General features: G+C 68.2%; 27 protein-coding genes and 1 pseudogene. 10 read left to right on the plus strand and 18 right to left on the minus strand.

The window, feature by feature from the left end:
• Positions 1 to 5 precede the first annotated feature (5 nt).
• The 6 genes and pseudogenes from ACFQ0E_RS05565 to ACFQ0E_RS05590 form a co-directional block, all read right to left on the minus strand.
• On the minus strand, positions 6 to 1466 hold the full coding sequence (locus ACFQ0E_RS05565) for an efflux transporter outer membrane subunit (RefSeq protein ID WP_386822686.1): 1461 nt from the start codon (positions 1464 to 1466) through the stop codon (positions 6 to 8).
• Between the two features lie 100 nt (positions 1467 to 1566).
• Positions 1567 to 2010, minus strand: a pseudogene (locus tag ACFQ0E_RS05570) (SDR family NAD(P)-dependent oxidoreductase); the annotation flags it as partial.
• Between the two features lie 95 nt (positions 2011 to 2105).
• Positions 2106 to 5282, minus strand: coding sequence for an efflux RND transporter permease subunit (locus ACFQ0E_RS05575; RefSeq protein ID WP_386822687.1), 3177 nt, complete (start codon positions 5280 to 5282; stop codon positions 2106 to 2108).
• Positions 5283 to 5476: 194 nt separating this feature from the next.
• Positions 5477 to 6685, minus strand: a complete 1209-nt coding sequence (locus ACFQ0E_RS05580; RefSeq protein ID WP_386822688.1) for an efflux RND transporter periplasmic adaptor subunit — start codon at positions 6683 to 6685, stop codon at positions 5477 to 5479.
• Positions 6682 to 7599, minus strand: coding sequence for an SDR family NAD(P)-dependent oxidoreductase (locus ACFQ0E_RS05585; RefSeq protein WP_386822689.1), 918 nt, complete (start codon positions 7597 to 7599; stop codon positions 6682 to 6684). Before ACFQ0E_RS05585 ends, ACFQ0E_RS05580 begins: the two co-directional genes overlap by 4 nt.
• Complete coding sequence (locus ACFQ0E_RS05590) at positions 7596 to 7841, minus strand: hypothetical protein (RefSeq protein ID WP_386822690.1); 246 nt, start codon at positions 7839 to 7841, stop codon at positions 7596 to 7598. Before ACFQ0E_RS05590 ends, ACFQ0E_RS05585 begins: the two co-directional genes overlap by 4 nt.
• A 138-nt stretch (positions 7842 to 7979) precedes the next feature.
• Between ACFQ0E_RS05590 and ACFQ0E_RS05595 the strand changes: the two genes are divergently transcribed.
• Complete coding sequence (locus ACFQ0E_RS05595) at positions 7980 to 9047, plus strand: LysR family transcriptional regulator (RefSeq protein ID WP_386822691.1); 1068 nt, start codon at positions 7980 to 7982, stop codon at positions 9045 to 9047.
• Positions 9048 to 9210: 163 nt separating this feature from the next.
• Positions 9211 to 9465, plus strand: a complete 255-nt coding sequence (locus ACFQ0E_RS05600) for a hypothetical protein (RefSeq protein WP_386822692.1) — start codon at positions 9211 to 9213, stop codon at positions 9463 to 9465.
• A gap of 57 nt (positions 9466 to 9522) precedes the next feature.
• Here the strand turns inward: ACFQ0E_RS05600 and ACFQ0E_RS05605 are convergent, their stop codons facing one another.
• The 7 genes from ACFQ0E_RS05605 to ACFQ0E_RS05635 form a co-directional block, all read right to left on the minus strand.
• Positions 9523 to 9912 (minus strand): DUF1801 domain-containing protein, encoded by a 390-nt coding sequence (locus ACFQ0E_RS05605; RefSeq protein ID WP_386822693.1) that lies wholly within the window; start codon positions 9910 to 9912, stop codon positions 9523 to 9525.
• Between the two features lie 95 nt (positions 9913 to 10007).
• On the minus strand, positions 10008 to 10463 hold the full coding sequence (locus tag ACFQ0E_RS05610; RefSeq protein WP_386822694.1) for a DUF3429 domain-containing protein: 456 nt from the start codon (positions 10461 to 10463) through the stop codon (positions 10008 to 10010).
• Positions 10460 to 11428, minus strand: coding sequence for an oxygenase MpaB family protein (locus ACFQ0E_RS05615; protein ID WP_386822695.1), 969 nt, complete (start codon positions 11426 to 11428; stop codon positions 10460 to 10462). Before ACFQ0E_RS05615 ends, ACFQ0E_RS05610 begins: the two co-directional genes overlap by 4 nt.
• A 76-nt stretch (positions 11429 to 11504) precedes the next feature.
• Positions 11505 to 13085, minus strand: a complete 1581-nt coding sequence (locus ACFQ0E_RS05620) for an FAD-dependent oxidoreductase (RefSeq protein WP_386822696.1) — start codon at positions 13083 to 13085, stop codon at positions 11505 to 11507.
• A gap of 112 nt (positions 13086 to 13197) precedes the next feature.
• A complete protein-coding gene (locus tag ACFQ0E_RS05625) occupies positions 13198 to 13545 on the minus strand; it encodes a YkvA family protein (protein WP_386822697.1) in 348 nt (115 codons plus the stop codon).
• 115 nt (positions 13546 to 13660) lie between these two features.
• Positions 13661 to 14083, minus strand: coding sequence for a DUF6210 family protein (locus ACFQ0E_RS05630; protein ID WP_386822698.1), 423 nt, complete (start codon positions 14081 to 14083; stop codon positions 13661 to 13663).
• Positions 14084 to 14140: 57 nt separating this feature from the next.
• Positions 14141 to 15109, minus strand: a complete 969-nt coding sequence (locus ACFQ0E_RS05635; RefSeq protein WP_386822699.1) for a LysR family transcriptional regulator — start codon at positions 15107 to 15109, stop codon at positions 14141 to 14143.
• A gap of 110 nt (positions 15110 to 15219) precedes the next feature.
• Between ACFQ0E_RS05635 and aceB the strand changes: the two genes are divergently transcribed.
• The 7 genes from aceB (at position 15220) to ACFQ0E_RS05670 (ending at position 21303) form a co-directional block, all read left to right on the plus strand.
• Positions 15220 to 16869 carry a malate synthase A gene (aceB, locus tag ACFQ0E_RS05640; RefSeq protein ID WP_386822700.1) on the plus strand — a complete coding sequence of 550 codons (1650 nt, stop codon included), beginning with the start codon at positions 15220 to 15222 and terminating at the stop codon, positions 16867 to 16869.
• 109 nt (positions 16870 to 16978) lie between these two features.
• Positions 16979 to 18280: an isocitrate lyase gene (gene aceA, locus ACFQ0E_RS05645; protein WP_386822701.1), complete on the plus strand. Its 1302-nt coding sequence runs from the start codon at positions 16979 to 16981 to the stop codon at positions 18278 to 18280.
• A gap of 201 nt (positions 18281 to 18481) precedes the next feature.
• Entirely contained in the window at positions 18482 to 18946 is a 465-nt protein-coding gene (locus ACFQ0E_RS05650; RefSeq protein ID WP_386822702.1) for a hypothetical protein, read from the plus strand.
• A gap of 145 nt (positions 18947 to 19091) precedes the next feature.
• Positions 19092 to 19556, plus strand: coding sequence for a hypothetical protein (locus ACFQ0E_RS05655; protein ID WP_386822703.1), 465 nt, complete (start codon positions 19092 to 19094; stop codon positions 19554 to 19556).
• 133 nt (positions 19557 to 19689) lie between these two features.
• Positions 19690 to 20157, plus strand: a complete 468-nt coding sequence (locus tag ACFQ0E_RS05660) for a hypothetical protein (protein ID WP_386822704.1) — start codon at positions 19690 to 19692, stop codon at positions 20155 to 20157.
• 15 nt (positions 20158 to 20172) lie between these two features.
• Positions 20173 to 20739, plus strand: a complete 567-nt coding sequence (locus ACFQ0E_RS05665; protein ID WP_386822705.1) for a hypothetical protein — start codon at positions 20173 to 20175, stop codon at positions 20737 to 20739.
• 105 nt (positions 20740 to 20844) lie between these two features.
• Positions 20845 to 21303, plus strand: a complete 459-nt coding sequence (locus tag ACFQ0E_RS05670; RefSeq protein WP_386822706.1) for a hemerythrin domain-containing protein — start codon at positions 20845 to 20847, stop codon at positions 21301 to 21303.
• A gap of 18 nt (positions 21304 to 21321) precedes the next feature.
• Here the strand turns inward: ACFQ0E_RS05670 and ACFQ0E_RS05675 are convergent, their stop codons facing one another.
• From ACFQ0E_RS05675 to ubiK, 3 genes are all read right to left on the minus strand, one after another.
• Complete coding sequence (locus ACFQ0E_RS05675; RefSeq protein WP_386822707.1) at positions 21322 to 21645, minus strand: GFA family protein; 324 nt, start codon at positions 21643 to 21645, stop codon at positions 21322 to 21324.
• A 162-nt stretch (positions 21646 to 21807) separates the two neighbouring features.
• Positions 21808 to 23322 (minus strand): YifB family Mg chelatase-like AAA ATPase, encoded by a 1515-nt coding sequence (locus ACFQ0E_RS05680; RefSeq protein WP_386822708.1) that lies wholly within the window; start codon positions 23320 to 23322, stop codon positions 21808 to 21810.
• A gap of 10 nt (positions 23323 to 23332) precedes the next feature.
• Positions 23333 to 23626, minus strand: coding sequence for a ubiquinone biosynthesis accessory factor UbiK (ubiK, locus tag ACFQ0E_RS05685; RefSeq protein ID WP_386822709.1), 294 nt, complete (start codon positions 23624 to 23626; stop codon positions 23333 to 23335).
• 159 nt (positions 23627 to 23785) lie between these two features.
• Between ubiK and ACFQ0E_RS05690 the strand changes: the two genes are divergently transcribed.
• The gene (locus ACFQ0E_RS05690; RefSeq protein ID WP_137850479.1) at positions 23786 to 24124 is read left to right on the plus strand and encodes a P-II family nitrogen regulator; all 339 of its coding nucleotides are present in this window, start codon (positions 23786 to 23788) and stop codon (positions 24122 to 24124) included.
• Between the two features lie 18 nt (positions 24125 to 24142).
• On the opposite strand, the gene ACFQ0E_RS05695 is transcribed toward ACFQ0E_RS05690, so the two are convergent.
• Both ACFQ0E_RS05695 and speE read right to left on the minus strand, forming a co-directional pair.
• Positions 24143 to 24850, minus strand: a complete 708-nt coding sequence (locus ACFQ0E_RS05695; RefSeq protein ID WP_386824048.1) for a phosphatase PAP2 family protein — start codon at positions 24848 to 24850, stop codon at positions 24143 to 24145.
• Between the two features lie 200 nt (positions 24851 to 25050).
• Positions 25051 to 25899 (minus strand): polyamine aminopropyltransferase, encoded by an 849-nt coding sequence (gene speE / locus ACFQ0E_RS05700; RefSeq protein WP_386822710.1) that lies wholly within the window; start codon positions 25897 to 25899, stop codon positions 25051 to 25053.
• Positions 25900 to 25983 lie beyond the last annotated feature (84 nt).

Raw genomic sequence — 25983 nt, forward strand, 5'->3', positions numbered from 1 at the left:
CGTGATCAGCGCTGCCCCACCTCCATCCGCACCGGTGGCGATTGCGGCCAGCCACCGGCCAGCGCCTTGAACAGGCCGACGGCACTGGTGGCACTGCGCGTGCGTGCGTCCGCGAAGGCGTCTTCGGCCTGCAGGCGCGTACGTTCGGCGTCGAGCACTTCGAGCAGGCCGGTGGCGCCGGCTTCGAAGCGCGTGCGCGCGAGCGTCGCGGCCCTTGCGCTGTCGACGGCGGCGCGTTCGAGCAGGGCGTCCTCCTCGCGTGCGCGGGCATGGCGGACCAGGGCGTTCTCGGTGTCTTCCAGCGCGAGCAGCACGCTGCGTTCGTAGCCGGCAAGCGCTCCTGACGCATCGGCATCGGCGGCGGCGATGCGCGCGCGCGTGCGGCCGATGTCGAGGAACGACCAATCGATGCCCAGCGCGACGAGGCGTGTTTCGCTGCCGCGTTCGAACAGCGCGCTTGTGTCGATCGCCTGGCTGCCGATCAGCCCGCCGAGCGTGAAGCGCGGGAACAGGTCGGCGGTGGCGACACCGATCCGCGCGGTCGCGGCATGCAGGCGCGCTTCCGCCGCAGCGACATCGGGACGACGGCGCAGCAGGACGCCGGGCGTGCCGGGATCGATGCGTGTGGGCAGCGCGGGCAGCGGCGCGGGTGCCGACAGCTCGGCGATCAGCGCATCCGGCGCGCGCCCTGTCAGCACAGCGAGTCGATGTATTGCGGTTGCCACCTGCGCTTCCAGCGCGGGAATGCGCGAGGAGGTCGCGGCCTGCTGCGCGCGTGCGCGGGACAGGTCGAATTCACTGTCGCGACCCGCGTCGTAGCGCGCCTGCACCAGGCGCAGGGTTTCCGCCTGGTTCTCCGCGTTCTCGCGCGCCACGCGCAGGCGTTCCTGCAGTCCGCGCAATTCGAAATAAGTGCGCGCGACTTCGCCGACGATGGCGACCTGCGCTGCTGCGAGATCCAGGACGCTGGCCTGGGCATCGGCGCGGCCAGCTTCGACGTTGCGACGGATGCGGCCGAAGAGGTCGAGTTCCCAGGCGACGTTCGCGCCGATGCTGTAGGACTCGACATCGCGCGCATCGCGATCGACGCCCGGCATCTGGTCGCTGCTGGCGCGCGTGTCGCGGCCGTCGGCATTCGCGGTGATCGTCGGCAAGCGGTCGAATTTCGCACCGCGCAGCAGCGCGTTGGCGCGGTCGTACTGCGCGAGCGCGATGCGCAGATCGTGGTTGGCCGACAGCGCGGCATCGACGAGCGTGTCGAGCCGTGCATCGCCGAATCCGCGCCAGAACGCGGCATCAGCGGAAGGCGTCGACATGGCGTCGACCGGTCCGGCATCGCGTGCGAAGCGTTCCGGCAGCGGCAGGTCGGGGCGTACATGGTCCGGGCCGACAGTGCAGGCGGAGATCGCCAGCGACAGCGCAGCCATGGTCAGCAGCGAGGGAAGGGCGCGTGGAAAGGCGTTCATGATGGAATGCTCCGTGGGCGACGCACGAAGCATCGCGGTTGAATCGTTGTCGAAGTGGGACGCACCGGCGCGAATGCGTGCGCCGGTGCGTGTTGTGCGATCACCAGCGCAGGGTCTGGCCGAGGTGGGTGAAGCCGCCGGTGGGACCGATGTCGCCGATCAGCGACATCGCGACGCTGCTCTTCGCACCCAGTTCGATGCTGAGGTCGCCATTGGCGTTCATGTCGGTCTTCACCGATCCGGGATGGATCGCATTGACCTTGATGCCGCTGTCGCGCAGTTCGTGCGCCAGATGCACGGTCCATGCGTTCAGTGCGCTCTTCGACACGTTGCAGGTGGGCAGCTTGTAATCGAAGATCGGCGACTGCGGGCCGATGTGCTCGGCGATCGAGCCGAGCAGGCTGGACACGTTGACGATGCGTCCTGCCACGGACTTGCGCAGCAGCGGCAGGAAGGCCTGCGTGGTCGAGATCACGCCGAACAGGTTGGTGTCGAAGGTCGAGCGCGACGCGGCGAGCTGGCGGAGGGTTTCGAGGCCGATGCCGCGGATGGCGCCAGCGACGAGTGCGATCTTCCGTGCGGTGCTCATGGGATGGATGCCTTGTGTATCGATGGGGAAGGCGTGTCTGGAGAGAAGCGTCAGACGGCGACGCCGTCTGCGGAGTGCGTCGCCTGCGGTGCGTGCGACACCAGGGGACGGTTGGCCAGCTTGCGCAGCGCGACGTAGAACACGGGGGTGAGGAACAGGCCGAAGGCGGTGACGCCGAGCATCCCGGCAAACACGGTGATGCCGGTGACCGAGCGGACTTCGGCGCCGGCGCCGCCGGCGAGTACAAGTGGCACGGTGCCGGCGATGAAGGCCACCGAGGTCATCACGATCGGACGCAGGCGCAGGCGGCAGGCTTCCAGGGCCGCTTCTACTATTCCCTTGCCCTGCAGTTCGAGCTCGCGGGCGAACTCGACGATCAGGATCGCGTTCTTGCACGCCAGGCCCATCAGCACCACCAGGCCGACCTGCACGAACACGTTGTTGTCCCCACCGGTGAGCCACACGCCGAACAGCGCGGACAGCAGGGTCATCGGCACGATCAGGATCACCGCCAGCGGCAAGGTCCAGCTTTCGTACAGCGCGGCCAGCACGAGGAAGGCGAGCAACACCGCCAGCGGGAACACCACCAGCGCGGCCTTGCCCTGCGTAGCCTGCTGGTAGCTCAGGTCGCTCCAGTCGATGCCCATGCCCTGCGGGAGCGTGTTCTGCGCGAGTTCGGCGACCTTGGCCATCGCTTCGCCGGAGGACAGCACGCGCGGATCGGCTTCGCCGAGGAGGTCGGCGGCCGGGTAGCCGTTGAAACGGATCACCGGGTCGGGGCCGTAGGTCTGCCGCACGGTCACCATCGAACCGATCGGCACCATGTCGCCGGCGGCATTGCGCGTGCGCAGCCGGGCGATGTCTTCGACCTGGTCGCGGAACGGCGCGTCGGCCTGCGCGATCACCTGCCAGGTGCGGCCGAACATGTTGAAGTCGTTGACGTAGGCCGAACCGAGGTAGGTCTGCAGCGTGTCGAACAATTCGGTCAGCGGCACGCCCTGCGCCTTCGCCTTCACGCGATCGACGTCGGCTTCGAGCTGCGGCACGTTCGCCTGGTAGCTGGTGATCGGGTAGCCGAGGCCCGGCGTCTGCGATGCCGCGCCCTGGAAGGCCTGCACCGCGCCCTGCAGTGCGCCGTAGCCCAGGCGCGTGCGGTCCTCGACGAACAGCGACCAGCCCGAACCGTTGCCCAGGCCCTGGATCGGCGGCGGCATGAACGCGAAGGTGAAGCCTTCCTGGATCGTCGAGAATTTCTGGTTGAGTTCGGCGGTGATGTCGGCGGCGCTGCGCGTGCGCTCGGAGAACGGCTTGAGGGTGAAGAACACCACGCCGTTGTTGGGCGTGTTGGTGAACTGCAACGGATTCAGGCCGGGGAACGCGATCTCGCTTTCCACGCCTTCCACCTGCTTGGCGAGCGCGGCCATCTTCTTCAGCGTCGCATCGGTGCGTTCGATCGAGGCGCCTTCTGGCATCTTCACGCCGGCGATCAGGTACAGCTTGTCCTGCACCGGGATGAAGCCCGCCGGCACGGCCTGGAACATCACGCCCGCGCCGACCAGCAATGCCGCATACACCGCGAACACCGCGCCGCGACGGCCCAGCGTGCGCGACACCGCGCCTTCGTAGCGCTTCGAACTGCTGTTGAAGAAGCGGTTGAACGGACGGAACAGCCAGCCGAACAGACGGTCGATCAGGCGAGAAGGTGCGTCCTTGTGGCTGCCGTGCGGCTTGAGCAGCTTCGCGGCGAGCGCCGGCGACAGGGTCAGCGAATTGATCGCCGAGATCACGGTCGAGATCGCGATGGTCACGGCGAACTGCTTGTAGAACTGGCCGGTGACCCCGGTGAGGAAGGCCATCGGCACGAACACCGCGCACAGCACCAGCGCGATCGCGATGATCGGGCCCGAGACCTCCTTCATCGCCAGGTGCGCGGCTTCGAGCGGCGTGGCGCCGTGCTCGATGTGCCGCTCCACGTTCTCCACCACCACGATCGCGTCGTCGACCACGATGCCGATCGCGAGCACCAGGCCGAACAGCGTCAGCGTGTTGATCGAATAGCCGAGCAGGTAGAGCACCGCGAAGGTGCCGACCACCGACACCGGCACCGCCAGCAGGGGGATGACCGACGCGCGCCAGGTCTGCAGGAAGAGGATCACCACCAGCACCACCAGCAGTGTCGCTTCGAGCAGCGTGGTGATGACCGACTTGATCGAATCGCGGACGAAGATGGTGGTGTCGTAGACCGACACGATCTCCACGCCCTGCGGCAGGGTCTTGCGGATCTCGGCCATCCTGTCGATGACCGCGTCGCGGATCTCCAGCGCGTTCGCGCCCGGCGCCTGGAAGATGCCGATCGCCGACGCGTTCATGCCGTCGAGGCGCGCACGCAGCGTGTAGTCGCCCGCCGCCAGCTGGATGCGCGCCACGTCGCGCAGGCGGACGATTTCGCCATCATCGCCGCTCTTGAGCACGATGTCGCCGAACTCGGCTTCGTCCTGCAGGCGGCCCTTGGCGTGGATCGGCAGCAGGAAATCGCTGCCGTTGGGCATCGGCTCGGCGCCGAGCTGGCCGGCGGAGACCTGCACGTTCTGTTCGCGCACCGCGCGCAGCACGTCGCTTGCGGTCATGCCGCGCGCGGCGATCCTGTCCGGGTCCAGCCACAGGCGCATCGCGTAGTCGCCGCCGCCGAAGGGCTGCGCGTCGCCGACGCCGGGAATGCGCGCCAGCTGGTCCTTCACGTGGAGGCGCATGTAGTTGCGCAGGTACAGCGAGTCGTACTTGCCGTCCTTCGACACCAGGTGCACCACCATCAGGAACACCGGCGACTGCTTCTGCGTGGTCACGCCCTGTCGGCGCACGTCCTCGGGCAGGCGTGCGAGCGCCTGCGCCACGCGGTTCTGCACGCGCACCGCAGCCTCATCCGGATCGGTGCCCGGCTTGAAGGTCACGGTCAGCGCGAGCACGCCGTCGGAACCGGCGACCGACTTCACGTACATCATGTCCTCGACGCCGTTGATCGCTTCCTCCAGCGGCGTGGCGACGGTTTCGGCGATCACCTTGGGATTGGCGCCGGGATAGACCGTGCGCACCACCACCGAGGGCGGTACCACTTCGGGGTATTCGCCGATCGGCAGCAGCGGGATCGCGATCAGGCCGGCGGCGAAGATCACGATCGACAGCACTGCGGCGAAGATCGGCCGGTCGATGAAGAATCGGGAGAAATCCATGGGAAATCCTTGGTTGCGGCAAAGCCGCGTCGAGGGCCGGCCCGAAGGCCGACTGGTGCGGTGTCGCGTTGGGTTGTTGTCTTGCGTTCGAGCGGCGCGCCGCAGTGACGCGCCGCCGTTCCGCCGCTGCCGGGGGATGCAGTGACGGAACGGCGACCGTCAGGCCGACGCGGGGAGGGTCATGCGCTGATGGCTCATGGCGTCTGCGTCGCGGCCGATGCGGGCCTGGTCTCGACAGCGGCGACGGTGCGGGCCTGCGTGGATGCAGCGCCCTCCATCGCGACCTTCTTCGGCACGACCGGCATGCCCGGGAAGAACACCTTCTGCACGCCGTTGACGATCACGGTGTCCTGCGCGCTCAGGCCGGACTCGATCACGCGCAGTCCGTCGATCGTGCGGCCGAGCACCACGTCCTTGCGCATCGCCTGGTTGCCCTTGCCGAGCACGTAGACGTACTTGCGGTCCTGGTCGGTCAGCACCGCCTTGTCGTCGATCAGCAGCGCCTTCGTGCGTGCGTCGCCTTCCAGCTGCACGCGCGCGAACAGGCCGGGCGTGAAGCGGCGATCGGGATTGGCCAGCACCGCGCGGGCGCGGATCGTGCCGGTAGCGGGATCGACCTGGTTGTCGACGAAATCGACGATGCCCGCGTGCGGATGGCCGCTTTCGTCGGCGAGGCCGACGCGCACGCGGCTACGCGATGCCGTGCCGTCGCGCAGGAACGCCTGTTCGTCGCTCTCGAAGTACACATGCACCGGGTCGAGCGAGACGACCGTGGTCAGCAGCGTGCCGTCGGCCTGGGCCAGGTTGCCGGTGGTGACCATCGCGCGACCGGCACGGCCGTCGATCGGCGAGCGCACCTCGGTGAACTGCAGGTCGAGCCTGGCGCTGGCGACGGCCGCTTCGGCCGCGCGCACGGCGGCATTGCCCTGCGCGGTGGCGGCCTTGCGCGTGTCGAACTCCTCGCGCGAGATGGCCCGGGCGTCGACCAGCGCCTGCGCGCGGGCATCCTGCGAACGCGCCAGTCGCGCCTCGCTGCGTGCGCGTTCGAGATTGGCTTCCGCCTGCGCCAGTGCGGCGCGATAGGGACGCGGATCGATCACGAACAGCAGCTGGCCTTTGCGCACCTCGTCGCCTTCGCGATACGAGACGCGTTCGATGTAGCCGCTGACGCGCGGGCGCAGTTCGACGCTTTCCACCGCCGCGACACGGCCGGTGACGTCGTTCCACTGCGTCACGTCGCGCTGGAGCACCTGCGCGACGCTGACTTCCGGCGGAGGTGGCGCGCCGTGCGGCGCCGCCGCTTCGCTGCTGCACGCGGAGACGACCACAGCGATCGCCGCGCCCAGCAGCAGGGTGGAGAGAGGGAAACGGGTGCCCGTTCGGGCTTGCGATCTGAGGTTCATGGCGAAAGCCTGTCTTTGAGTCGTGGGGAGGACGCGATGCCGCGCAGCAGCCTGCGCGCGTCGTGGAGGGAGCGTTCCGCATCGATGGCGCCTGGGCCATCCGGATCCTGCGCCCGGGGCGCAACGCGGCGTTCCGGCGGCGCGGTGTCGAGGGCGTCGACGTCGTCGGACCAGAACGCCGAGGGCGGGCTCGTGTCGCCGAAGCGCACGACCGCATCGCGCACGGTGCCGGGCGAGGTCGCCATCGCCACCGCGCGTCGCGCGACCGCGCCGAGGCTCGGCCATTCGGGGCAGGCATGGCGTTCGTTGCCGGGCGTGCGCAGCGGTGCATCCACGCCGAGCAGGTGCACGTGCACGCCGAGCGCGCGCGCTTCGTCGTGCAGTACCCGCGCCAGCATGCGCAGCGCGGCGGCGGCAATCGAATCGTGGCCGTAGCCGGCCCAGGGATAGTCCGCGCCCGGTCCGCCGATCAGCACGTAGGCGCCGCGCGCCTGTGCGGAGAGCATCGGCAGCAGGTGGCGTGCAGCGAACAGGTGCGGCAGCAGGTCTTCGTCGAGCCGTCTGCGCAGCGCGTCGCCGGGCTGGTCGAGCAGGCGGCCGCGCACCGGCGCGCCGCGGATCGCGGCGATCACGCCGGCGATCGGCAGGTCGAGTGCGCGGATGCGGCGGGCGAGTTCCGCTGCTTCGGCATCGCTGGCGACCGTGGCCGCGAGCGCCGTCAGCGCCGCGCCCGCGTGCTGCATGCGCAACGCGTCGAGCGCCTCCGCGTCCCGGCCGACGGCGATCACCGGGCGGCCGGCCTCCAGCGCCGAGGCGACGAGCGCGCCGCCGAGGCAGCCGGTCGCGCCGATGACCAGCAGGGCGCCGTCGCCAAGCGTGTCGTGGGCGGGATAATCCTGGATTGTCCCGTTCACGGGATTTTCTCTCCCGAAAACATCACTTCGACGCTCTGGATGCGGCCCGAGACCACGCCGTCGGCCCAGCGATGCAGCCAGCGGCCGATCGGCAGGGCGAGCAGCGCGCCGACCGCCCACGACCAGGTCGGCTGCATGCCAAGCAATTGATTCGAAAGCAATGCGAAGCCTGCCGACAGGTCGACGAGAATCATCAGGACGAGACTGTGGCGCAGCAGGTTGCGGCGGGAGACGGTGCTCACGGCGGCACTCCGATCCGGGAATGGCGTGCACTCTAGGCCTCGGGCCGCCGCTTGATTAGTCCGTGGATCGGGGAATAATTGTCCCTCGAATGGGCCAATCGACGGATTGGCCCAACTTCACGGTCCCGGGAGGCCCGCATGCAACGCGATCTCAACGACACGCTGGTCTTCGTCAAAGTGGTGGAACACGGCAGCTTCATCGGCGCGGCGAACGCACTGCGCCTGCCCAAGACCACGGTCAGCCGCAAGGTGCAGGATCTCGAAACCCGGCTCGGCGCGCAGCTGCTCCATCGCACCACGCGCAAGCTCGGCCTTACCGAGGCCGGCAGCGTGTACTTCGAGCATTGCCAGCGCATCGCGCGCGAACTCGACGAGGCCGAAAGCGCGGTCGGCCAGCTGCAGGGCGGTCCGCGCGGCTGGCTGCGCTTCACCGCGCCGTATTCGATCGGCATCACCTGGGTCGCGCCCCTGCTCGGCGAGTTCCACGCCATGCATCCGGAAGTGCGCATCGAGATGCTGCTGAGCAACGAGCCGATCGATCTGATCGACCAGGAAATCGATGTCGCGCTGCGCGGCGGCCCGCTGCCCGATTCGAACCTCGTTGCGCGCAAGCTGTCGGTCTTCCGCTCGCAGGTCTACGCAAGCCCGCAGTACATCGAGCGCCACGGCGAACCGCTCACGCCCGACGACCTGCAGCACCACCGCACCCTCGCCATGCCCAAGCATCGCCGCAACGGCCAGTATTTCTGGCCGCTCGGCGACGGCGAGCGCAACGACGAGGTCCGCATCGATCCGGTGCTGGTCGCCAACGATCCCGGTGCGCTGACCGGCGCGCTGATCTGCGGCGAAGGCCTGATGCTCGCCAGCGACGTGATGATGAAGGCGCACATCGAGCTGGGACACGTGCAGCGCGTGCTCGCCGGCTGGACCGGGCCGGAATACGCGTTCAACGCGGTGTTCCCGCGCGGACGCGTCACCTCGCCGAAGGTGCGCGCCTTCGTCGACTTCCTCGTCGACCGCCTCAACTTCGACGCCGATTACATGCAGGTGATGTGCCCGGACCGCAAGCGTTTCCTCGCCGCGCAGGAAGCCTCGCGCGTGGCCAAGGCGGAACTGAGCAAGGCGCGGCGCAAGCCGGTCCCGTCGCCGCTGCCGGAGGGCGAATACGACGCGGCCCTGGAAATGCCGGTGCCGCTGGAACACTGACGCGACGACTGCGCCCGGCGTTCCGGCCTGCAGTTGCGGTCACGGTTTCGTGTGCGCGACTGGTGTCAGATGGCGACTCGGGCCTCGCCCGACGCCTCCGCGCGGGACGCCGCCGACCGCAGGATGCCGATCGTCTGCGGCGGCGCATTTCAGGAGGAAGTGCATGAAGCTCAATCTGTCCATCGGCCTGGCCACCGTCCTGCTCGCAGGCCTGATGACCGCCGGCTCCGCGCAGGCCGTCGGCTGGCCGCAGCCCACCACGCCCTGCAACGAGGCCAACCAGGGCACGACCACCACGGTGGAATATCGCTCGCGCTGGCACGAGCATCTCGAGATCACCTACTACTGCGACAGCGGCTATTGGCAGCTGTACATGGTCTGCGACCTCAATCCCGGCGGGATCTGCGTGCTGTACTGATCGCTGCGCGGACGCGCCCTCCGGCACCGCTGCGGTGGTGCCGGATCCGTCGCGGGCCTACTTCAACCGCTCCAGCCGGCCCTTGAGCTGGACCAGGTGCTTGTAATCCCACTGGATGTCGCGTGCTTTCGCCAGCCAGCGCGCGAGGTCTTCGCTGTTGACCTGGTCGATCGAGGTGTATCGCGCCTCGGCGGCCTTGAACTTGCCTTCCTTCGCCAGACCGGGTTCGTCGAAGGATTGCCCGCTCCAGAACAGCAGGCGCACGCAGTGCTTGAGCGTGCTGTAGCCGACGATCGGATTGCCATCGATGAACCAGACCGGGTGCGCGCGCCACACCTTGTTGTCGGCCTCGGGCAGATGGCGTGCGATCTCCTCGGCTAGCCGTTCGCAGATCGCCCGGTCATCGGGCGCCAGCGCGGCGTGGTACTGGAGGGTGTCGGGGTGCATGGGGACCTCCGGGTGAAGGCCGTGACTGTACGCCAACGCGGAAGTGATCGTCGCGATGCGTGGCGGCGAGGCGCCACCGCCCTGTCCGCGTCGAGTCAACGCGGCGCGAGGGCGACCAGCAGCAGCGCGGATGCCACGATCAGCGTGGCGTTGCGGCGCAGGGCGAAGAACCACGGCGGCAGCACGCCTTTCGTGCGCAGGCCGTGGTCGATGGCGAGCAGCGACATGAAGCACGGCACCAGCACCAGGCAGCCCAGGCGCGGGTCGCCGAGCAGCAGGGTGGACCAGGCGAACAGCGCGGCGACGTTGCTCGCGATCATCGGCAGTTGCCCGCAGCGCTCCGCGAAGAACAGCGATGCCGCCCAGTGGATGCCGGCGATGAACGATGCGATGACCGCTGCGTAGGCGAGGGCGATCGTCGCTGCGTTCGCGAGGTCTGCACCACCTGCGAGAGAAGGCGCCCAGGCCAGTACGGCGCAGGCGATCAGCGGCAGCGTGCCGGCGTAGGTCAGGCCCTGCGCGAGGCGCGGGTTCGGCGATGCATCGGTCATGGCGTTTCCTGCACGGCGGTCGAAGGCGGTGCGGAGGCGCGATGCGCCAAGGGCCATCGCGACAGGCTCGATGGGTCCACGCCGACCCGCGCGCAGGCGCGCGGCGCGATTCCGTCCGGCAGCGCGGCGCGGAACAGTGGCGCGGCACCGGCCAGCGTGCGCGCGGCGATGCGTGCCTGGAGCTGCTGCACGGCCGTGCGTTGCAGCAGGCGTTCCGCCCACTCCGGCAGCAGCGCGGCGCCGGCGCCGAGAAACAGGTCGCGCGACAGGCCGGCCATCGGCACCGGCAGGCGCATGCGCGCGAGGACCGCGAGCACTTCGCGCGATCGCGCATCGAAGCGCAGCGTCTCGCGCACCGAGGCGAAATACGCATCGACCTCCGCCTCGCGCACGGGCACGTCGCTCGCGCCGAGCGCATGGGCCACGTCGGCGACTTCGGCGTAGTAGGCGTCCGCCAGCGGCGTCGGCACCGGGCGGCAGTAGCGGCGATAGCCCTGCAGGAATCCGTAGCTCTCGGTCACGTGCACCCACGTGAGCAGCGCGGGGTCGTCGGCGCGATAGGGCGTGCCGTCCGCTGTCGTTCCTTGCACCCGAGCATGGATGCTGCGCACGCGCGCGATGAGGCGTTCGGCCTCGCTGCGTCCGGCATAGGTGCTGCCGGCGACGAAGTCGGTGGTGCGGCGCAGCCGCCCGACGAGGTCCTCGCGGAAATTCGAGTGGTCCCAGACCCCGGCCAGCGCCCGCGGATGCAGGGTCTGCAGCATCAGTGCGCACAGGCCGCCGGAGAGCATGCCGGGGAAGTCGGCATGGATCCGCCAGGTCACGCTGTCCGGTCCGAACAGTCCCGGATCGCCCGCCGGCGCCTCGTAGTCGATGCCGCTGCGCCCGCGCGGAAACACGTCGAGCACCCACGCGCGGATGCGTGCTGTGGCGGGGGCGGTGAAGGTCCTGAGTGCGCTGTGCATGGCGCGGATGATACGGGCATCCACCGGTCGCGGATGCGCCGCGCGCGAGGTCGTCGTGGACGATCTCGCGGACGGCTCAGGACACCGGAATCGACTGCGGATGGTGGAAGACGTCGGTCGGATCCCACCGGCGCTTGATGTCGACGAGGTTGCGCGGGTTGTTGCGGTAGTTGTCGAGGAAATACAGCCACATCGCGCGCTCGATGCCGCCATCGGCGTGTGTGCCGAGCGCGCTGTCCGGATAGTTGTAGTAGCAGCCGTCGACGACGCCCTGCGTGTCGCGTGCGGGATCGGGCGTGCCGCCGTAGGCCGCATAGACATCGCGGTACATGCCGTCGATCCAGCCGACATGCGCGGCTTCCTGCGTCGTGTATGGCGGGTGGTTGCTCGTGCCGGGCGCGGAATCGTTGTTCCAGTAGGTCTGGTACTGCAGCTTCATGATCGAACTGCGCTGCGGCACGGCGGTCGCATCGGACGCACGGCGATTGATCGCGCCGCCGTAGCTGTCCACCTGCAGCAGGCTCTGTGCCATGTCGGTGGATTGCACGCCTTCCGGCACGACCTGCAGCCAGTGATGGAGCGCGTCCACCTGCTCGATCGGGAACGCCTGCTTCATGTACGCCGACTTGTATTTGCCGAACTGGTTCGGCCCGGAGCCGTTGAGCGTCTGCAGGGCTTCGAGATAGGTCAGGTGCTGCGCCTGTTCGCTCGCGGGCAGCGTATGCATGTAGCCCGGATGACCGCCAAGCGGCCTGAGCAGCGGCGTGCTGCGTGCGACGCGCGCGAAACGCGCCTGCAGCGTTTCGACGTGGCGTTCGGCGTGCAGGCAATGTTCGCGATGCGAGGTGTCGGGCGGCGAGGCGACCTGCAGCACCAGGCCCAGCTGGCCGGCGCTCGCGTGGTTTAGCTTGAGCAGGGTGAAGGCGTTGTCCGGCAGTTCCCTCATCAGCTCGGCGTACTCGGCGAGCAGCGCGCGGAACGACGGCAGCGACATGTCGCTCCAGTTCCAAGCCAGCGTCCACAGCGTCGCGTGCTCCGGCGCCTCGGGCAGTTCGGCGAACCAGTAGCGCGTGATCACGCCGAAGTTGCCGCCGCCTCCGCCGCACAGCGCCCAGAACAGGTCGCGCTCGGCGGGGTCGCTGCTCTGCGCCGAGACATGGCGCAGGCGCGCTTCGCCGCGCGCGGCATCCCAGGTGACGATGTCCACCGCATGCAGGTGGTCGACGGTCAGCCCGCGCAGCCGCGACAGCAGGCCGTAGCCGCCGCCGGTGATGTGCCCGCCCGCACCGACCGAATAGCACGAACCCGCCGGCAGCGTCCGCCCGAAGCCGTTGAGCAGCGTGCGGTACACCGTCCAGTTCTCGCAGCCGGCATCGACGAAGTAGAGATTGCGCTCGGCGTCGAAACCGACCTGGTTCAGCGCCGACATGTCGATCACTGCGCGGGTGTCGTCGCTGTAGACGAAGTTCTCGTAGCAGTGCCGGCCCGAGGTGATCTTCACGCCGCGCCCGTACTGCACCACCGCATCGCGTACCGCCGCCGAGACCTCGTCGATCCGCGTCGGCACGTACACCGCCTCCAACCCCGGCGCGAACCAGCGCCGATCGAAGCCCTGGCGGTCGCTGAGCAGCGGTGCTCTGGAGGCGATGCGGTTCATGGCAAACGATCCGTGTTCGACGATGCCGCGATGATGCGCCCGCCTCGGCGGCGAACGCAATGCGCGGCGGGATCAGTTCGGGATCGGATGCGAAGCGAGCGCGGGAACGTCCTCAGTCGCCAAACCAATCGCGGAGCTTCTGCGTGGCCAGTCTTTTGACCTCATCATCGATGTACATGGCGACTGTGCCAAGCGCTGCGGCGATGATGCCGAGGTCGTCGGTGAAGCCGACTCCAGGCATGACGTCAGGGATGGCATCGACCGGCAGGATGAAATACCCCAGCGCACCGTAGATCACGCCTTTCGCCCACAATGGAGTCGCAGGTTGCTGTGACGCGTAATAGAGCCAGAGCGCCTTTTCGACAAGTTCCTTGCCTGCCGTCTTGGCGTAGCGGACCAGCTTGTCCCAGAACCCTTCGTCTGAATACGCCTGTTCGAACGCGCTCTTTTCCTCTGACATCACTTCTTCCCCTGTGTATGCCGCCACGCACGCTGCGCGACGATCGGCCGGCATTGTCTCGTGGCATCGTCCTCGGGCCAGACTGTCACAAGTGACAGGGCGCTTGCTGGCCGCACTAGTCGCTGTTCGGCCACGTCAGGATCGCTGTGAATCGCTGATGGCCTTGCCCGAGGGTTCCGATGTGGTCGACGATCACGTGCACCCAGGATTCCGTGGAGGCCTGCAGCATCGACCAGTCGACCGAAATTCCGCGCGTGAATACCGAGGATGCGAGGATATCCTCCAGCTTCGAAGCGAGCTGCTTGTCGATCACTCCCGGATTGCCTTGCGGGAAAAGCGAACCCACCCTCGACTCGAGTGCGAGTTCCGGCTGATCGAGTGGCGCGTCATGCGCGATCGGCAGCAGATAGCCCTCCTGCGAAGGTCGCGCGCACTGTGCGCCGCTTGACTGGTTCTCGTAGAAGATCCCCGTCTTCGCCGGCACGATCAGGGCGCACTGGGTCAGGTCGTCGAGCGATACGTGGATCATGTCCTGCATGCGGGTCTCGATGGTGGATGTTCCTGATGAAGACACCTGGACAGTGGGTTGCGATGCTCACCGCCCCGAATGCCCCGTCTCGTCGTACTCCCGCGGCGCGAGCATCTGCGGCTGGATCAGGTCGATGAAGTCGCGGGCCTGCTGCGACAGGTACTTGCCCTTGCGCACGACGACGCCGTAGCTGCGCGAGGGGAAGTATTTGGCCAGCGAGCGGGCGGCGAGGCGCTGGCGGTCGGCGTCGGTGAGGCAGATCGAGGTGACGATGCTGATGCCCAGGCCCATCGCGACGTACTGCTTGATGACCTCCCAGCCGCCGACTTCGAGGGCGACGGTGTAGGGCACGCGGTTCTGCTGGAAGACAAGATCGACGAGGCGATAGGTGGTCAGGCGCTGCGGCGGCAGGATCAGGCCGTAGGGCGAGAGGTCTTCGAGCTTGATCTCGGGCTTCGCCATCAGCGGATGGCCGGGCGGGGCGATCAGCATGGGCTCGAAGCGGTAGACCGGGGCATAGTCCAGGTCGCCGGGGGCGTCGAGCATCGAGCCGACGGCCAGGTCCACGCCGTCGGAGCGCAGCAGGTCCAGGCCGCCGGCGCCGGTGACGTTGTGCAGGATCAGGCGGACCTCGGGATGGGCCTTGCGGTAGGCCTCCACGATGCGCGGCAGCAGGTAGAGGATGGTCGAGCTGCCGGCGGCGACGTGCAGCTCCCCGGCGTCCAGGCCCCGGAGCTGTTCGCGGAAGGTGGCGGGCAGGGCGTCGATGCCCTCGACCAGCGGCCGGGCCAGTTCGTACAGGGCGTCGCCCTCACGGGTGGGGGTGAGGCGTCGGCCGGTGCGCTCGAACAGCCGGACGCCCAGTTCACGCTCCAGGGCCTGCAACTGCAGGGTGATCGCCGGCTGGCTGACGTACAGGGCGCTGGCGGCGCGGGAGATCGAGCCCAGCCGGACCACCTGGCAGAAGGCCCGCAGCGGCTTCAGGCGGTCGGCCTTGTAGGCGAAACGCGGGGCACTGGCGCCGTCGGAGGTCATTGATTCGCATGCTTATAAGCTGGACTTATATCTGGCATTGAGAAAACTCAATTGTCAAATACAGTACCCGGGCGGATGGTGGAACTCCCACGTTGCGATGGAGTCCCCGAATGTCCGCAGTGCTCAAGCCCCAGGCCGAGCCCCCCGAAACGCTGGCCGGGATCGAGGTTCTCGGGCGCGTCGACGGCCAGGACGCCCTGCTGACCCCGGCCGCGCTGGCCTTCCTCGCTGGCCTGCAACGTCGCTTCGACGCCGAGCGCCAGGCCCGGCTGGCGGCGCGGGTCGAGCGCCAGGCCCGGTTCGATGCCGGTGCGCTGCCGGACTTCCGCGAGGACACCCGGAGCATCCGTGAAGGCGACTGGCGCGTGGCGCCGATCCCGGCGGCCCTGCTCGACCGCCGGGTCGAGATCACCGGCCCGGTCGACCCGAAGATGGTCATCAATGCGCTGAACTCGGGCGCCAACTGCTACATGGCGGACTTCGAGGATTCGACCGCCCCGACCTGGGCGAACCTGCTCGAAGGCCAGCGCGCCCTGCGCGAGGCCGTGGCCGGGACGCTCGAATTCGATGCGCCTGCCGTCGATGGCAAGCCCGGAAAGGCCTACCGCCTGAAGCCCGAAGCCGAGCGCGCGGTGCTGATCGTGCGTCCGCGCGGCTGGCACCTCGACGAGAAGCATGTGCGCGTCGACGGCCAGCGGATGAGCGGCGGCCTGTTCGACCTCGGCCTGTTCGCCTTCCACAACGCGGCGACGCTGGTGTCGAAGGATCGCGGCCCGTACTTCTACCTGCCGAAGCTGCAGTGCATGGAAGAAGCCGCGCTGTGGAACGCGGTGCTCGACGAGATCGAAGTGCAGTTGAACCTGCCGCAGGGCGCGATGAAGGCGACGGTGCTGATCGAGACCCTGCCCGCCGCGTTCGAGATGGACGAGATCCTGCACGCGCTGCGCAGCCGCATCGTCGGCCTGAACTGCGGACGCTGGGACTACATCTTCAGCTACATCAAGACGCTGCGCGCGCACCGCGACCGGGTGCTGCCCGAGCGCGGCCAGGTGACGATGACCCAGCCGTTCCTGCGCGCCTATTCCGAACTGCTGATCAAGACCTGCCACCATCGCGGTGCGCACGCGATGGGCGGCATGGCCGCGCAGATTCCCAATCCGCGCGATCCCGTGGCGAACGCCGCCGCGCTGGCACGCGTCGAAGCCGACAAGCTGCGCGAAGCGACCGCGGGTCACGATGGCACCTGGGTCGCGCATCCGGGCCTGGTCGAGCTGGCGCGCGGCATCTTCGACGCGCGCATGCCTGGCCCGCACCAGCACGACGTCAACCGCGACGACGTGAAGGTCACGGCCGAGGACCTGCTGAAGCCGTCGCTGGGCACGATCACCCAGGCCGGTTTCTACGGCAACGTCGAAGTCTGCGTGCGCTATCTCGCGGCCTGGCTCGACGGCAACGGCTGCGTGCCGATCCACGGAATGATGGAAGACGCCGCGACTGCGGAGATCTCCCGCGCGCAGCTGTGGCAGTGGCTCCACTTCCCGGACGATGGGCGCGAGCCGCTGCATCTCGACGACGGCACGCCGGTCGATTTCGCCCTGCTCGAACGCGCGCTGATCGGCCTGCCCTCGAAGCTCGGCAACGACCCGAACGTGGTCGGCGCATCGCGCGTCGACGCCGCGATCGCGATGCTCGCCGAGCTCACCCATCGCGACACGCTCGCCGAGTTCCTCACCCTCCCGGCGTACGACACCTTCGATTGATCGGCGTTTCGTGGGAGCGACGCAAGTCGCGACCCATGCGCCATGAAAAGCAGTCGCGACTTGCGTCGCTCCCACAAGACGAATTTCACCTCCCCACGCGAGACACGCCATGAAGACCACGCTCCCCACCGCCGAACAACTGAAGCTGGACTGGAACAACAACCCGCGCTGGGCCGGCGTGACCCGTCCGTACAGCGCCGAGGAAGTCGTGCGCCTGCGCGGCACGATCCCGGTCGACCACACCATCGCCCGCCTCGGCGCCGAGAAGCTGTGGAAGTCGCTGCAGACCGAGGACTTCATCAACGCGCTAGGCGCGCTGACTGGCAACCAGGCGATGCAGCAGGTCAAGGCCGGCCTCAAGGCGATCTACCTCAGCGGCTGGCAGGTCGCAGCCGACGCCAACATCGCCGGCGAGATGTATCCGGACCAGTCGCTGTATCCGGCGAACTCGGTGCCGCAGGTGGTCAAGCGCATCAACAACACCCTGCTGCGTGCCGACCAGATCCAGTGCGCCGAAGGCACCGGCGACATCGATTTCCTGCAGCCGATCGTGGCCGATGCCGAAGCCGGTTTCGGCGGCGTGCTCAACGCGTTCGAGCTGATGAAGGCGATGATCGAGGCCGGTGCCTCGGGCGTGCATTTCGAGGACCAGCTCGCCAGCGTGAAGAAGTGCGGCCACATGGGCGGCAAGGTGCTGGTGCCGACCCGTGAAGCGGTCGAGAAGCTGGTCGCCGCGCGTCTCGCCGCCGACGTGATGGGCGTGCCGACGATCATCGTCGCGCGCACCGACGCCGAAGCCGCCGATCTGATCACCAGCGACGTCGACGACAACGACAAGCCGTTCATCGTCGGCGAGCGCACCGTCGAAGGCTTCTACAAGACGAAGAACGGCCTCGACCAGGCCATCTCGCGTGGCCTCGCCTACGCGCCCTACGCCGACCTGGTGTGGTGCGAGACCGGCAAGCCGGATCTCGAATTCGCGCGCAAGTTCGCCGAAGCGATCCATGCGAAGTATCCGGGCAAGCTGCTGGCCTACAACTGCTCGCCGAGCTTCAACTGGAAGAAGAACCTCGACGACGCCACCATCGCGAAGTTCCAGAAGGAAATCGCCAGCTACGGCTACAAGTTCCAGTTCATCACCCTGGCCGGCTTCCATTCGCTGAACTACTCGATGTTCAATCTGGCCTACGGCTACGCCCGCCGCCAGATGAGCGCCTTCGTCGAACTGCAGGAAGCCGAGTTCGCCGCCGCCGAGCGCGGCTTCACCGCCGTGAAGCACCAGCGCGAGGTCGGTACGGGCTATTTCGACAGCGTGACCCAGACCATCCAGGGCGGACAGTCCTCGACGGTGGCCCTGAAGGGGTCGACCGAAGAGGAGCAGTTCCACGACGGCGCCGCCCGCGCCGCCTGAGCGCATCCCGCCGACGAGCGGTCGCGCGGGCCGTGTCCGGTCCCGCGCGGAAGCGGCGAAGGCAGTTGGGCGAGGCGGTTGTTCCGATGGATGGCCGCCTCTGCGCGGCCATTCGTCGTCACAGGGCGAGGCCGATCCATGTCGCCCGTCCAGCGCCGAGCGCGGACGGGCCCCCTTCGGTCCAATCTGCGGGATATCGTCATGCGCAAGTCCGTTCTTCTTTCCCTGTGCCTGTCCGCGTTCAGCCTCGTGTTCATGGCCCCTGCGGCCCTCGCGTCCGATGACCGGATCCAGATCGTCCAGGAGCTGCCGGAAATCCGCGCGGCGCAGGATGCGCTGAAGGCTGCGCTCGAAAAGAAGGACGGCCCCTACGCCCGGTACTCGGAATCGCAGCGCAAGACCCTGCGCGAGCAGCAGTCGAATATCTACGGTCTCATCGAGGGCAAGCAGAGCGTGGACGAACTGGGCGAGGACAACCGCCTGCGCCTGGCCAACCTGCTGATGGCGCAGAAGTCCCAGCTCGAGCAGAGCCCCGAAGACAAGACGGTGTGCGAGCGGGTCAGGGTGCTGGGCTCCAATCGTCCGAAGCTGCAGTGCATGAGCGAATCGCGCCGCGAGCAGATGCGCGAGCAGCAGCGCACGCAGGGCGTGAAGTTCCAGCAATGAATCCCGCGGTGTCGACGGATCGCTTGCCGGCCCGTCGTTCGTCCGTTTCGTCCCTCTGGCATAGGGGGACGAACGGCACTTGAATTCCGGCATTCCTCTGGCAGTGTATGCGCTCCTTCACGAGGCCGAATTCCGGAGCCCGTACATGCTCTTCCGTAAATCTTCCGCTGCGATCCTCATGGCCGTACTGCTGACCGTCGGCTCGACGGCCGTCGCGGCGCAGAGCCAGACCGACCAGCAGGTCACCGCCATGCTCGAAGCGCGCAAGCGCAGCCCGAGCGAGGTCAAGTGGATCCTCTCGAACCTGTCGGACCGCGAAAAGGACGAAATGCTGCGCCAGCAGCGGGTCATCGACGATATCGTCCAGGTCACGCCCGATCCTTCCGCGCTCACGCCCGACGAACGCCAGCGCGTGTGGAACGCGACCAAGGTGATTGACTCGCTGATCGCGCAGAATCCTGCCGTTGCGGACGAGCGCCTGACCTGCAGGCAGGAGCGCAAGATCGGTTCCCAGTTGGCCAAGCGCAAGTGCCGTACGCGAGCCGAGCTGGATGTCGAACGCGAAGAAGCCCGTCGCGAACTCGACAGGCAGCAGCGCGGCAGGCCGTAAGTCGATACGCGTGAATCGACATGCCGCCGTGGCGCGGCATGTCGAAGTGCCGGCAGCGGGACGAAGGGCGGACTTGCTTCGCCGACGCCCCCGATCGCATGCTGTTTCCGTCGCCAGGACAGGAGTCTCCAACATGCCGTCGATCGCATCGCGCATTTGCCTCTGCCTCTGCATCGTCGCGCAGTCCGGCTTCGCGGCGATGGCCGCCGGTCCGGCTATGCCCCCGGAAGTCGATGTGCCGCGCATCCGCGAAGTGCAGCGCGCCATTTCCGAGCGGATCGAGGATGCGAGGAACGCGCTGGGCCCCGCCCGCGTCCATACGATCCGGAGCGAGCAGCGACGGATCCTGGCCCTGATCGAGGGCCGCGCGTCGATTGCGGAGCTGAGCCGCGAGCAGCGGGTGCAACTGGTCAATGCGCAGGAGCGGATCAATGCCGCCATGCAGGGCACCCGTGCTGCCGAAGAAGCCCGGTTGATGTGTCGTCGCGAACGCCCGACGGGCAGCCACGTGACCCGGCTGCGCTGTGCGACCGTCGGTCAGTACAGCCTGCAGCGGGAGATGGCGGACCGCGATGCGGACGGAATCCTGCTGGCGAACTGAAGCGGCCCCGCTGCCGTGCTGGCGCAGCTGCCGCCTGCGCAGCTGCCGTCCGGCGCAGGCACTTGCCTGAGTCGAGGCGAATTCAGTACTGTGGGGCTTCTGTTCGTATGGTTTGCCGGGAGCCGTGCCATGTTGAAGGCCTTGACCCTGGCCTTGGGCCTGCTAGTCACATCGACCGTGTTCGCCGCCCCGCCACCGACGGCGTCGGTGACGCAGATCGATCGCGATCTGGCCGACATTCTCGAACGGCAGCGGGCGATCGCCATCCAGCTCGAAAGCGCCAACGAGGAAATCAGCCCGCGCCAGCGGCAGATCATCCATCGCGAGCAGCGCAGGATCTTCTCGATCCTGGCCGGACGATCCTCCCTCGATGAACTCGCTCCCAGCCGGCGCATCGATCTGTGGAATGCGCTGCAGAGCATCAACGCCGCCATCGATGGTTCAAGCGCGGCCGAAGAGCGCAAGCTGGTCTGCACCCATCGGAACCGGACCGGCAGTCGCGTGACCCGCGTGCGTTGCGTGCGCGCCGAGTCCCTGTCGCCGCCCAAGGAAGAGATGATCCACGAGGTCCGGGCCTTCTGAGGTCGGACCTAGCCTGAACAGGGTTGGACGCGCGGCACGGGAGAGCGGGTCACTGTGGCGTGCGGGCACTAGCATGGTGCTTCCTTTCGATCAGGGAAGCCCGCGATGCCGGAAACCATCTACGACGCGCTGCGCGAAAGCCACGACACCCAGCGATCCCTGTGCCGCAGGCTCCTGCGCTCGAAGCCGCATACGCGCGAGCGGCAGGCCTTGTTCACCGAGTTGCGCGTCGAACTCGCCGCGCATGCCGCAGCCGAGGAGCGCTACCTCTACATGCCGATCCTGCTGAGCGACGCCGGTCTGTCCTCGTCGCGACATGCCCTGTCCGAGCATCACCAGATCGACGAGTTGATCGAAGACATGCAGTCGCTGGGCGTGAACCATCGCGGATGGCTCGCGAAGGCCCGCAAGCTGTCGGAAAAGGTCCATCATCATCTGCGCGAGGAAGAGAAGAAATTCTTCCAGGTATCGGGAAAGCTGCTCAAGCCGGCGCAGAAGACCGGGCTGGCGAAGCAGTACCGCGCCGATTTCGCGCGCATGCATGCACTGCTGAGCGACGGCTGACGCCAGCCTCTCCGTCGCTCAACCCGGCTGCGGTGTTCCTGTCCGCGGCAGGCCGTCGCTTGGGTCCACATCCGCCCATGCGACGTGGGTATCCCAGAACACATGCACCATCGGTGCCTTGTCCGCAGGGCCCTCCAGGTTGGCCAGGGTGACGTGCAGCTCCCCGGGCCAGCGTTCCGAGCGGAAGAACAGGGAACTGCCGCAGTGCGCGCAGAAGCCGCGCTTCGCGCCGGGCGAGGAGACGTACCAGCGCAGGGCGCCGACGGGGTCCTCGATGCGCGCCTGACTGTCCTCGACACCGAACCAGGTCACGAAGGCGGCCCCGTGCGCGCGCCGGCACATCGAGCAGTGTCAGTGCGCGACCCATTTGCTGGGCCATTCGACCGTGAAGCGGACATCGCCGCAGAGGCAGCCGCCGTGGGATGAGGTCATCGCGCGCGCTCCTTCATGTCCGCCATCGAACCTGCCCGGACGATGCCACGCCCGGACGATGGCGTCATCCCGTCATGCAGCCCGGTGCGCGGCCGGGCGTTCCCCCCGCCGATAGCCGATCGCCTCCGCCACGTGCGGGCCGAGGATGTCGGTGCTGCCGGCGAGATCGGCGATCGTCCGTGCCACGCGCAGGATGCGGTGCATCGAGCGCGCCGAGAGCTGCAGCAGGTCGATCGCGTTCTCCAGCATGGCCTGGTCCTCGGGTGCGAGCCGGCAGACGGCATTGGTCTGCGACTGGTCGAGCCGCGCGTTGATGCAGCCGGCGCGCTGCTGTTGCCGCGCCCGCGCCTGCACCACGCGTTCGCGCACGGCGTCGCTGGATTCGCCCGGTGGCGCATCGGGGCGCAGTTCCGCTGGCGGCAGTCGCGGCACTTCGAGGTGCAGGTCGATGCGTTCGAGCAGCGGGCCGGAGATCTTGCTGCGGTAGCGCAGGATCGCGTCGGGATGGCAGCGGCAGCGGCCGGAGGGGTCGCCGGCCCAGCCGCAGGGGCAGGGGTTCATCGCCGCGACCAGCTGGAAGCGTGCGGGGAATTCGCTCTGCCGCGCGGCACGGGAGATCGTGACCACGCCGGATTCCAGCGGTTCGCGCAGCACTTCCAGCGCCTTGCGGTCCCATTCCGGGAGTTCGTCGAGGAACAGAACACCTTGGTGCGCAAGGGAAATCTCGCCGGGGCGCGGTTCCGCGCCGCCGCCGACCAGCGCCACGGCACTGGCGGTGTGGTGCGGGCTGCGGAATGGGCGCGTAAGCCAGCGGGTCGGGTCGAGACCGCGTCCGCTGATCGATGCGATGGCGGCGGCTTCGAGCGCTTCGGCCTCGCTGGCATCGGGCAGCAGGCCGGGCAGGCGCGAGGCCAGCAGGGTCTTGCCGCAACCGGGCGGGCCGACCAGCAGCAGGTGGTGGCCGCCAGCGGCGGCGATCTCCAGCGCGCGCCGGGCCCGGGTCTGGCCGCGCACGTCGCGCAGGTCCGGGCCATGGTCGTAGCCGCACGGCGGGGCGATGGCGCGCGGCAGGGTCTTGTAACCGCTGAGATGGCCGCAGACTTCGAGCAGGGTACGCGCGGTGAAGGCCTCGACCTCGGCGGCGAGCGCGGCTTCGGCGCCGTTGCCGGCGGGGACAATCAGCTTGCGGCCCTGCGCGGCGGCGGCCAGCGCGGCGGGGAGCACGCCGTCGACCGGGCGCAGTTCGCCGGTCAGGCCGAGTTCGCCGAGGAACTCGAAATCGCGCAGGGCCTCCAGCGGGATCTGGCCGCTGGCGGCGAGGATGCCGAGGGCGATCGGCAGGTCGAAGCGACCGCCGTCCTTGGGCAGGTCGGCCGGGGCCAGGTTGACGGTGATGACGCGCGCCGGGAATTCGTACTGCGCGCACTGGATCGCAGCGCGGACGCGGTCCTTGGACTCGCGGACGGCCGCCTCGGGCAGGCCGACGATGGACATGCGCGGCACGCCGCCGGCGAGGAAGACTTCCGCGTTCACGGACGGCGCGCGCACGCCGGTCCGTGCACGGGTGTGCACGAGGGCCAATGTCATGGGGTGCCCCTCAGGCCTGGGGCGGGGTGTCGTTGCCGTCGGGAGCGGCGATGCGCGGTTCCGCGAGACGCGCTTCGAGCTGTTCGACCAGGGCGCGCAGCTCGTCGAGCTGGCTGCGGGTGCGGGCGAGGACGGCACGCTGCACGTCGAATTCCTCGCGGGTCACCAGGTCGAGCTTGTTCAGGCCCGCCTGCAGGGCGGCCTTGAAGTTCTCCTGCATCTCCTCGCGGCCCTCGCGCAGGGCGGGGGGCACCAGGCCGCTGAGGCGGCGGGCGAGGTCGTCGATCTGGCTGAGGTCGATCATGGGCATGCTCCGTGGATTGTAGCGCGGTGCCCAGCATCGCGTCGCCGCCGTCGGCGCACCATCGGGGAAGTCCGCGCCTGGGTGTGGGAAAAGTCCGACACCGGTCGCCGACCCCGGCTATCCTTCCGGGCAGACGACATTCGACCCGGAGACCCGTTCATGAAGATGGTCATGGCCATCATCAAGCCGTTCAAGCTCGACGATGTGCGCGAGGCGCTGGCCGAGGCCGGCGTAGCCGGCATCACCGCCACCGAGGTCAAGGGCTTCGGCCGGCAGAAGGGCCACACCGAGCTGTATCGCGGCGCCGAGTACGTGGTCGACTTCCTGCCGAAGATCAAGCTGGAAGTGGCGGTGACCGACGACCAGGTCGACACCGTGGTCGAGGCGATCATGCAGTCCGCCGGCACCGGCAAGATCGGCGACGGCAAGATCTTCGTCTGGGACCTGGAGAAGGTGGTGCGCATCCGCACCGGCGAAATGGACGGGGACGCGCTCTGAAACTGGAGTGAAAGCGCGTCAGCGCGACAGCATCACCGACCGCAGGCCGTAGGCCACGCACCAGCAGATGCCGAGCGTCCACAGGTCGTGCGAGAGGAAATGCGCGCCGCGCAGCTGCTGTGCCGCGCCGAACAGGGCGCCTACGCCCAGCCCGATCCCCAGTCCATGCCAGCGCCAGGCGGGCCGGATCGTCAGGAAGAAGAAGTACAGGCCGACCCAGGCATAGCCGCCGCTGGCATGCCCGGCGGGAAAACACCGGCCCTGCGGCAGCTCCGGGGGACGGAAGCTGAGCAGGTCGAGATAGGGGCGCGTGCCGCCGAGCCCGTCGATGTCCCAGGGGCAGTCCATGTTCGACCAGGATTTGACCCAGGACACCAGCAGCGTCGAGGCCAGCACCGACAGCAGCAGGCAGGCGAGCGGGCGCTGCAGGGCGGAGCGCCGCCGGCGGGCGACGATCCACGCGACCAGCGCGCCCACCCAGGCCACGATGCTCAAGGCATGGCCACCGCGATGCAGCAAGGCTTCGGTCAGCGTCGCGTCGCGCAGCAGCCAGCGATAGCCTTCCCAGGCGTACAGCGCGTGCGACAGGCGCCAGTCGATGTCCAGCGCCCCGATCATGCACACCGCCAGCACCCATGCCAGCAGCGGCAGCCACAGGTGGCTCCAGGCGAAACGGCTCGCGTCGTCGAGTGCGGCAGGATTCGGCAGCGGCAGCGGCAGCGGCATCGGCAGGCGCAGTGGCCCGCCGCGAACGAGGCGTGCGCTGTGTGGAAGCTTGCGGATCATGGCGGGGTCCGGAGAAGACCGTGTTGTTGTAGCCCGCGCGCCTTAAGCCAGCATGATGCGGATGTTCGGAAACCGTTGTGTCGCCCTGGAATGCGAACGGGCCGCATCTCTGCGGCCCGTCGTGTTTCCATCGATGTCGATCAGTCGCCGAGCACGTCCGCCACGAACGGCGGCGACACCAGCACGCCGCGGTGCAGGTCGGGCGTGTAGTACTTCGTCTTGAACGCCTTCGCGCGCGCGTCGGCTTCACGGAAATCAAAGCCGCCGGCCTTGCGCGCAAGGGTGACGCTCCACCAGCCGGTGGGATAGCACGGCTGCGGGAACGGCAGGGTCTTGAAGGTCGTGAAGCCGGCCTTGCCCATTTCGTCGCGCATCGCCTGGATCAGCGCGAGCTGCATCAGCGGCGATTCCGACTGCTGGATCAGGATGCCGTCGTCCTTCAGCGCGCGGAAGCAGCTCGCGTAGAAGGCCTTGTTGAACAGGCCTTCGGCGGGGCCGACCGGATCGGTCGAATCGACGATGACGATGTCCAGGCTGCCCGGTGCGACGTTGGCCATGTAGGCGATGCCGTCGTCGAACAGCAGCTCGGCGCGCGGGTCGTCGTTCGAGTCGCACAGTTCCGGGAACCACTTCTCGGCCATGCGCGTGACCTGCTCGTCGATGTCGCACTGCACGGCCTTCTTCACGCCCGGGTGCTTGAGCACCTCGCGCAGCGTGCCGCAGTCGCCGCCGCCGATGATGACCACGTTCTCCGGGTTCGCATGGGTGAACAGCGCCGGGTGCGAGATCATCTCGTGGTACAGGAAGTTGTCGCGCGCGGTGAGCATCATCGCGCCGTCGATGAGCATCAGGTTGCCCCAGTCGGTGCTCTCGTAGATCTCGATCTTCTGGAACGGCGACTGCACCTCGTCGAGCTTGCGGGTGATGCGGTAGCCGATGGCCGAGCCGGTGGGCTCGAACTGCTCGAAATGCCAGGAAGTCTCGGTCATGGCGCGGGGCCCGGGAGGTTGGGAGGGGGCGGCATTGTACCGGAGAGGGGGAAGTGCTTCCGTTACGATGCCCGCCGGGACAGG

The organism is Lysobacter brunescens, assembly GCF_042677005.1.
GTDB classification, from domain to species: domain Bacteria; phylum Pseudomonadota; class Gammaproteobacteria; order Xanthomonadales; family Xanthomonadaceae; genus Lysobacter_I; species Lysobacter_I brunescens.

Bases quoted from the DNA above. Each gene is read 5' to 3' on its own strand.
- ACFQ0E_RS05565 (WP_386822686.1), bottom strand. From the start codon at position 1,466: ATGAACGCCTTTCCACGCGCCCTTCCCTCGCTGCTGACCATGGCTGCG.
- ACFQ0E_RS05575 (WP_386822687.1), bottom strand. From the start codon at position 5,282: ATGGATTTCTCCCGATTCTTCATCGACCGGCCGATCTTCGCCGCAGTG.
- ACFQ0E_RS05580 (WP_386822688.1), bottom strand. From the start codon at position 6,685: ATGAACCTCAGATCGCAAGCCCGAACGGGCACCCGTTTCCCTCTCTCC.
- ACFQ0E_RS05595 (WP_386822691.1), top strand. From the start codon at position 7,980: ATGCAACGCGATCTCAACGACACGCTGGTCTTCGTCAAAGTGGTGGAA.
- ACFQ0E_RS05600 (WP_386822692.1), top strand. From the start codon at position 9,211: ATGAAGCTCAATCTGTCCATCGGCCTGGCCACCGTCCTGCTCGCAGGC.
- ACFQ0E_RS05605 (WP_386822693.1), bottom strand. From the start codon at position 9,912: ATGCACCCCGACACCCTCCAGTACCACGCCGCGCTGGCGCCCGATGAC.
- ACFQ0E_RS05610 (WP_386822694.1), bottom strand. From the start codon at position 10,463: ATGACCGATGCATCGCCGAACCCGCGCCTCGCGCAGGGCCTGACCTAC.
- ACFQ0E_RS05615 (WP_386822695.1), bottom strand. From the start codon at position 11,428: ATGCACAGCGCACTCAGGACCTTCACCGCCCCCGCCACAGCACGCATC.
- ACFQ0E_RS05620 (WP_386822696.1), bottom strand. From the start codon at position 13,085: ATGAACCGCATCGCCTCCAGAGCACCGCTGCTCAGCGACCGCCAGGGC.
- ACFQ0E_RS05625 (WP_386822697.1), bottom strand. From the start codon at position 13,545: ATGTCAGAGGAAAAGAGCGCGTTCGAACAGGCGTATTCAGACGAAGGG.
- ACFQ0E_RS05630 (WP_386822698.1), bottom strand. From the start codon at position 14,083: ATGCAGGACATGATCCACGTATCGCTCGACGACCTGACCCAGTGCGCC.
- ACFQ0E_RS05635 (WP_386822699.1), bottom strand. From the start codon at position 15,109: ATGACCTCCGACGGCGCCAGTGCCCCGCGTTTCGCCTACAAGGCCGAC.
- aceB (WP_386822700.1), top strand. From the start codon at position 15,220: ATGTCCGCAGTGCTCAAGCCCCAGGCCGAGCCCCCCGAAACGCTGGCC.
- aceA (WP_386822701.1), top strand. From the start codon at position 16,979: ATGAAGACCACGCTCCCCACCGCCGAACAACTGAAGCTGGACTGGAAC.
- ACFQ0E_RS05650 (WP_386822702.1), top strand. From the start codon at position 18,482: ATGCGCAAGTCCGTTCTTCTTTCCCTGTGCCTGTCCGCGTTCAGCCTC.
- ACFQ0E_RS05655 (WP_386822703.1), top strand. From the start codon at position 19,092: ATGCTCTTCCGTAAATCTTCCGCTGCGATCCTCATGGCCGTACTGCTG.
- ACFQ0E_RS05660 (WP_386822704.1), top strand. From the start codon at position 19,690: ATGCCGTCGATCGCATCGCGCATTTGCCTCTGCCTCTGCATCGTCGCG.
- ACFQ0E_RS05670 (WP_386822706.1), top strand. From the start codon at position 20,845: ATGCCGGAAACCATCTACGACGCGCTGCGCGAAAGCCACGACACCCAG.
- ACFQ0E_RS05675 (WP_386822707.1), bottom strand. From the start codon at position 21,645: ATGTGCCGGCGCGCGCACGGGGCCGCCTTCGTGACCTGGTTCGGTGTC.
- ACFQ0E_RS05680 (WP_386822708.1), bottom strand. From the start codon at position 23,322: ATGACATTGGCCCTCGTGCACACCCGTGCACGGACCGGCGTGCGCGCG.
- ubiK (WP_386822709.1), bottom strand. From the start codon at position 23,626: ATGATCGACCTCAGCCAGATCGACGACCTCGCCCGCCGCCTCAGCGGC.
- ACFQ0E_RS05690 (WP_137850479.1), top strand. From the start codon at position 23,786: ATGAAGATGGTCATGGCCATCATCAAGCCGTTCAAGCTCGACGATGTG.
- ACFQ0E_RS05695 (WP_386824048.1), bottom strand. From the start codon at position 24,850: ATGCCGCTGCCGCTGCCGCTGCCGAATCCTGCCGCACTCGACGACGCG.
- speE (WP_386822710.1), bottom strand. From the start codon at position 25,899: ATGACCGAGACTTCCTGGCATTTCGAGCAGTTCGAGCCCACCGGCTCG.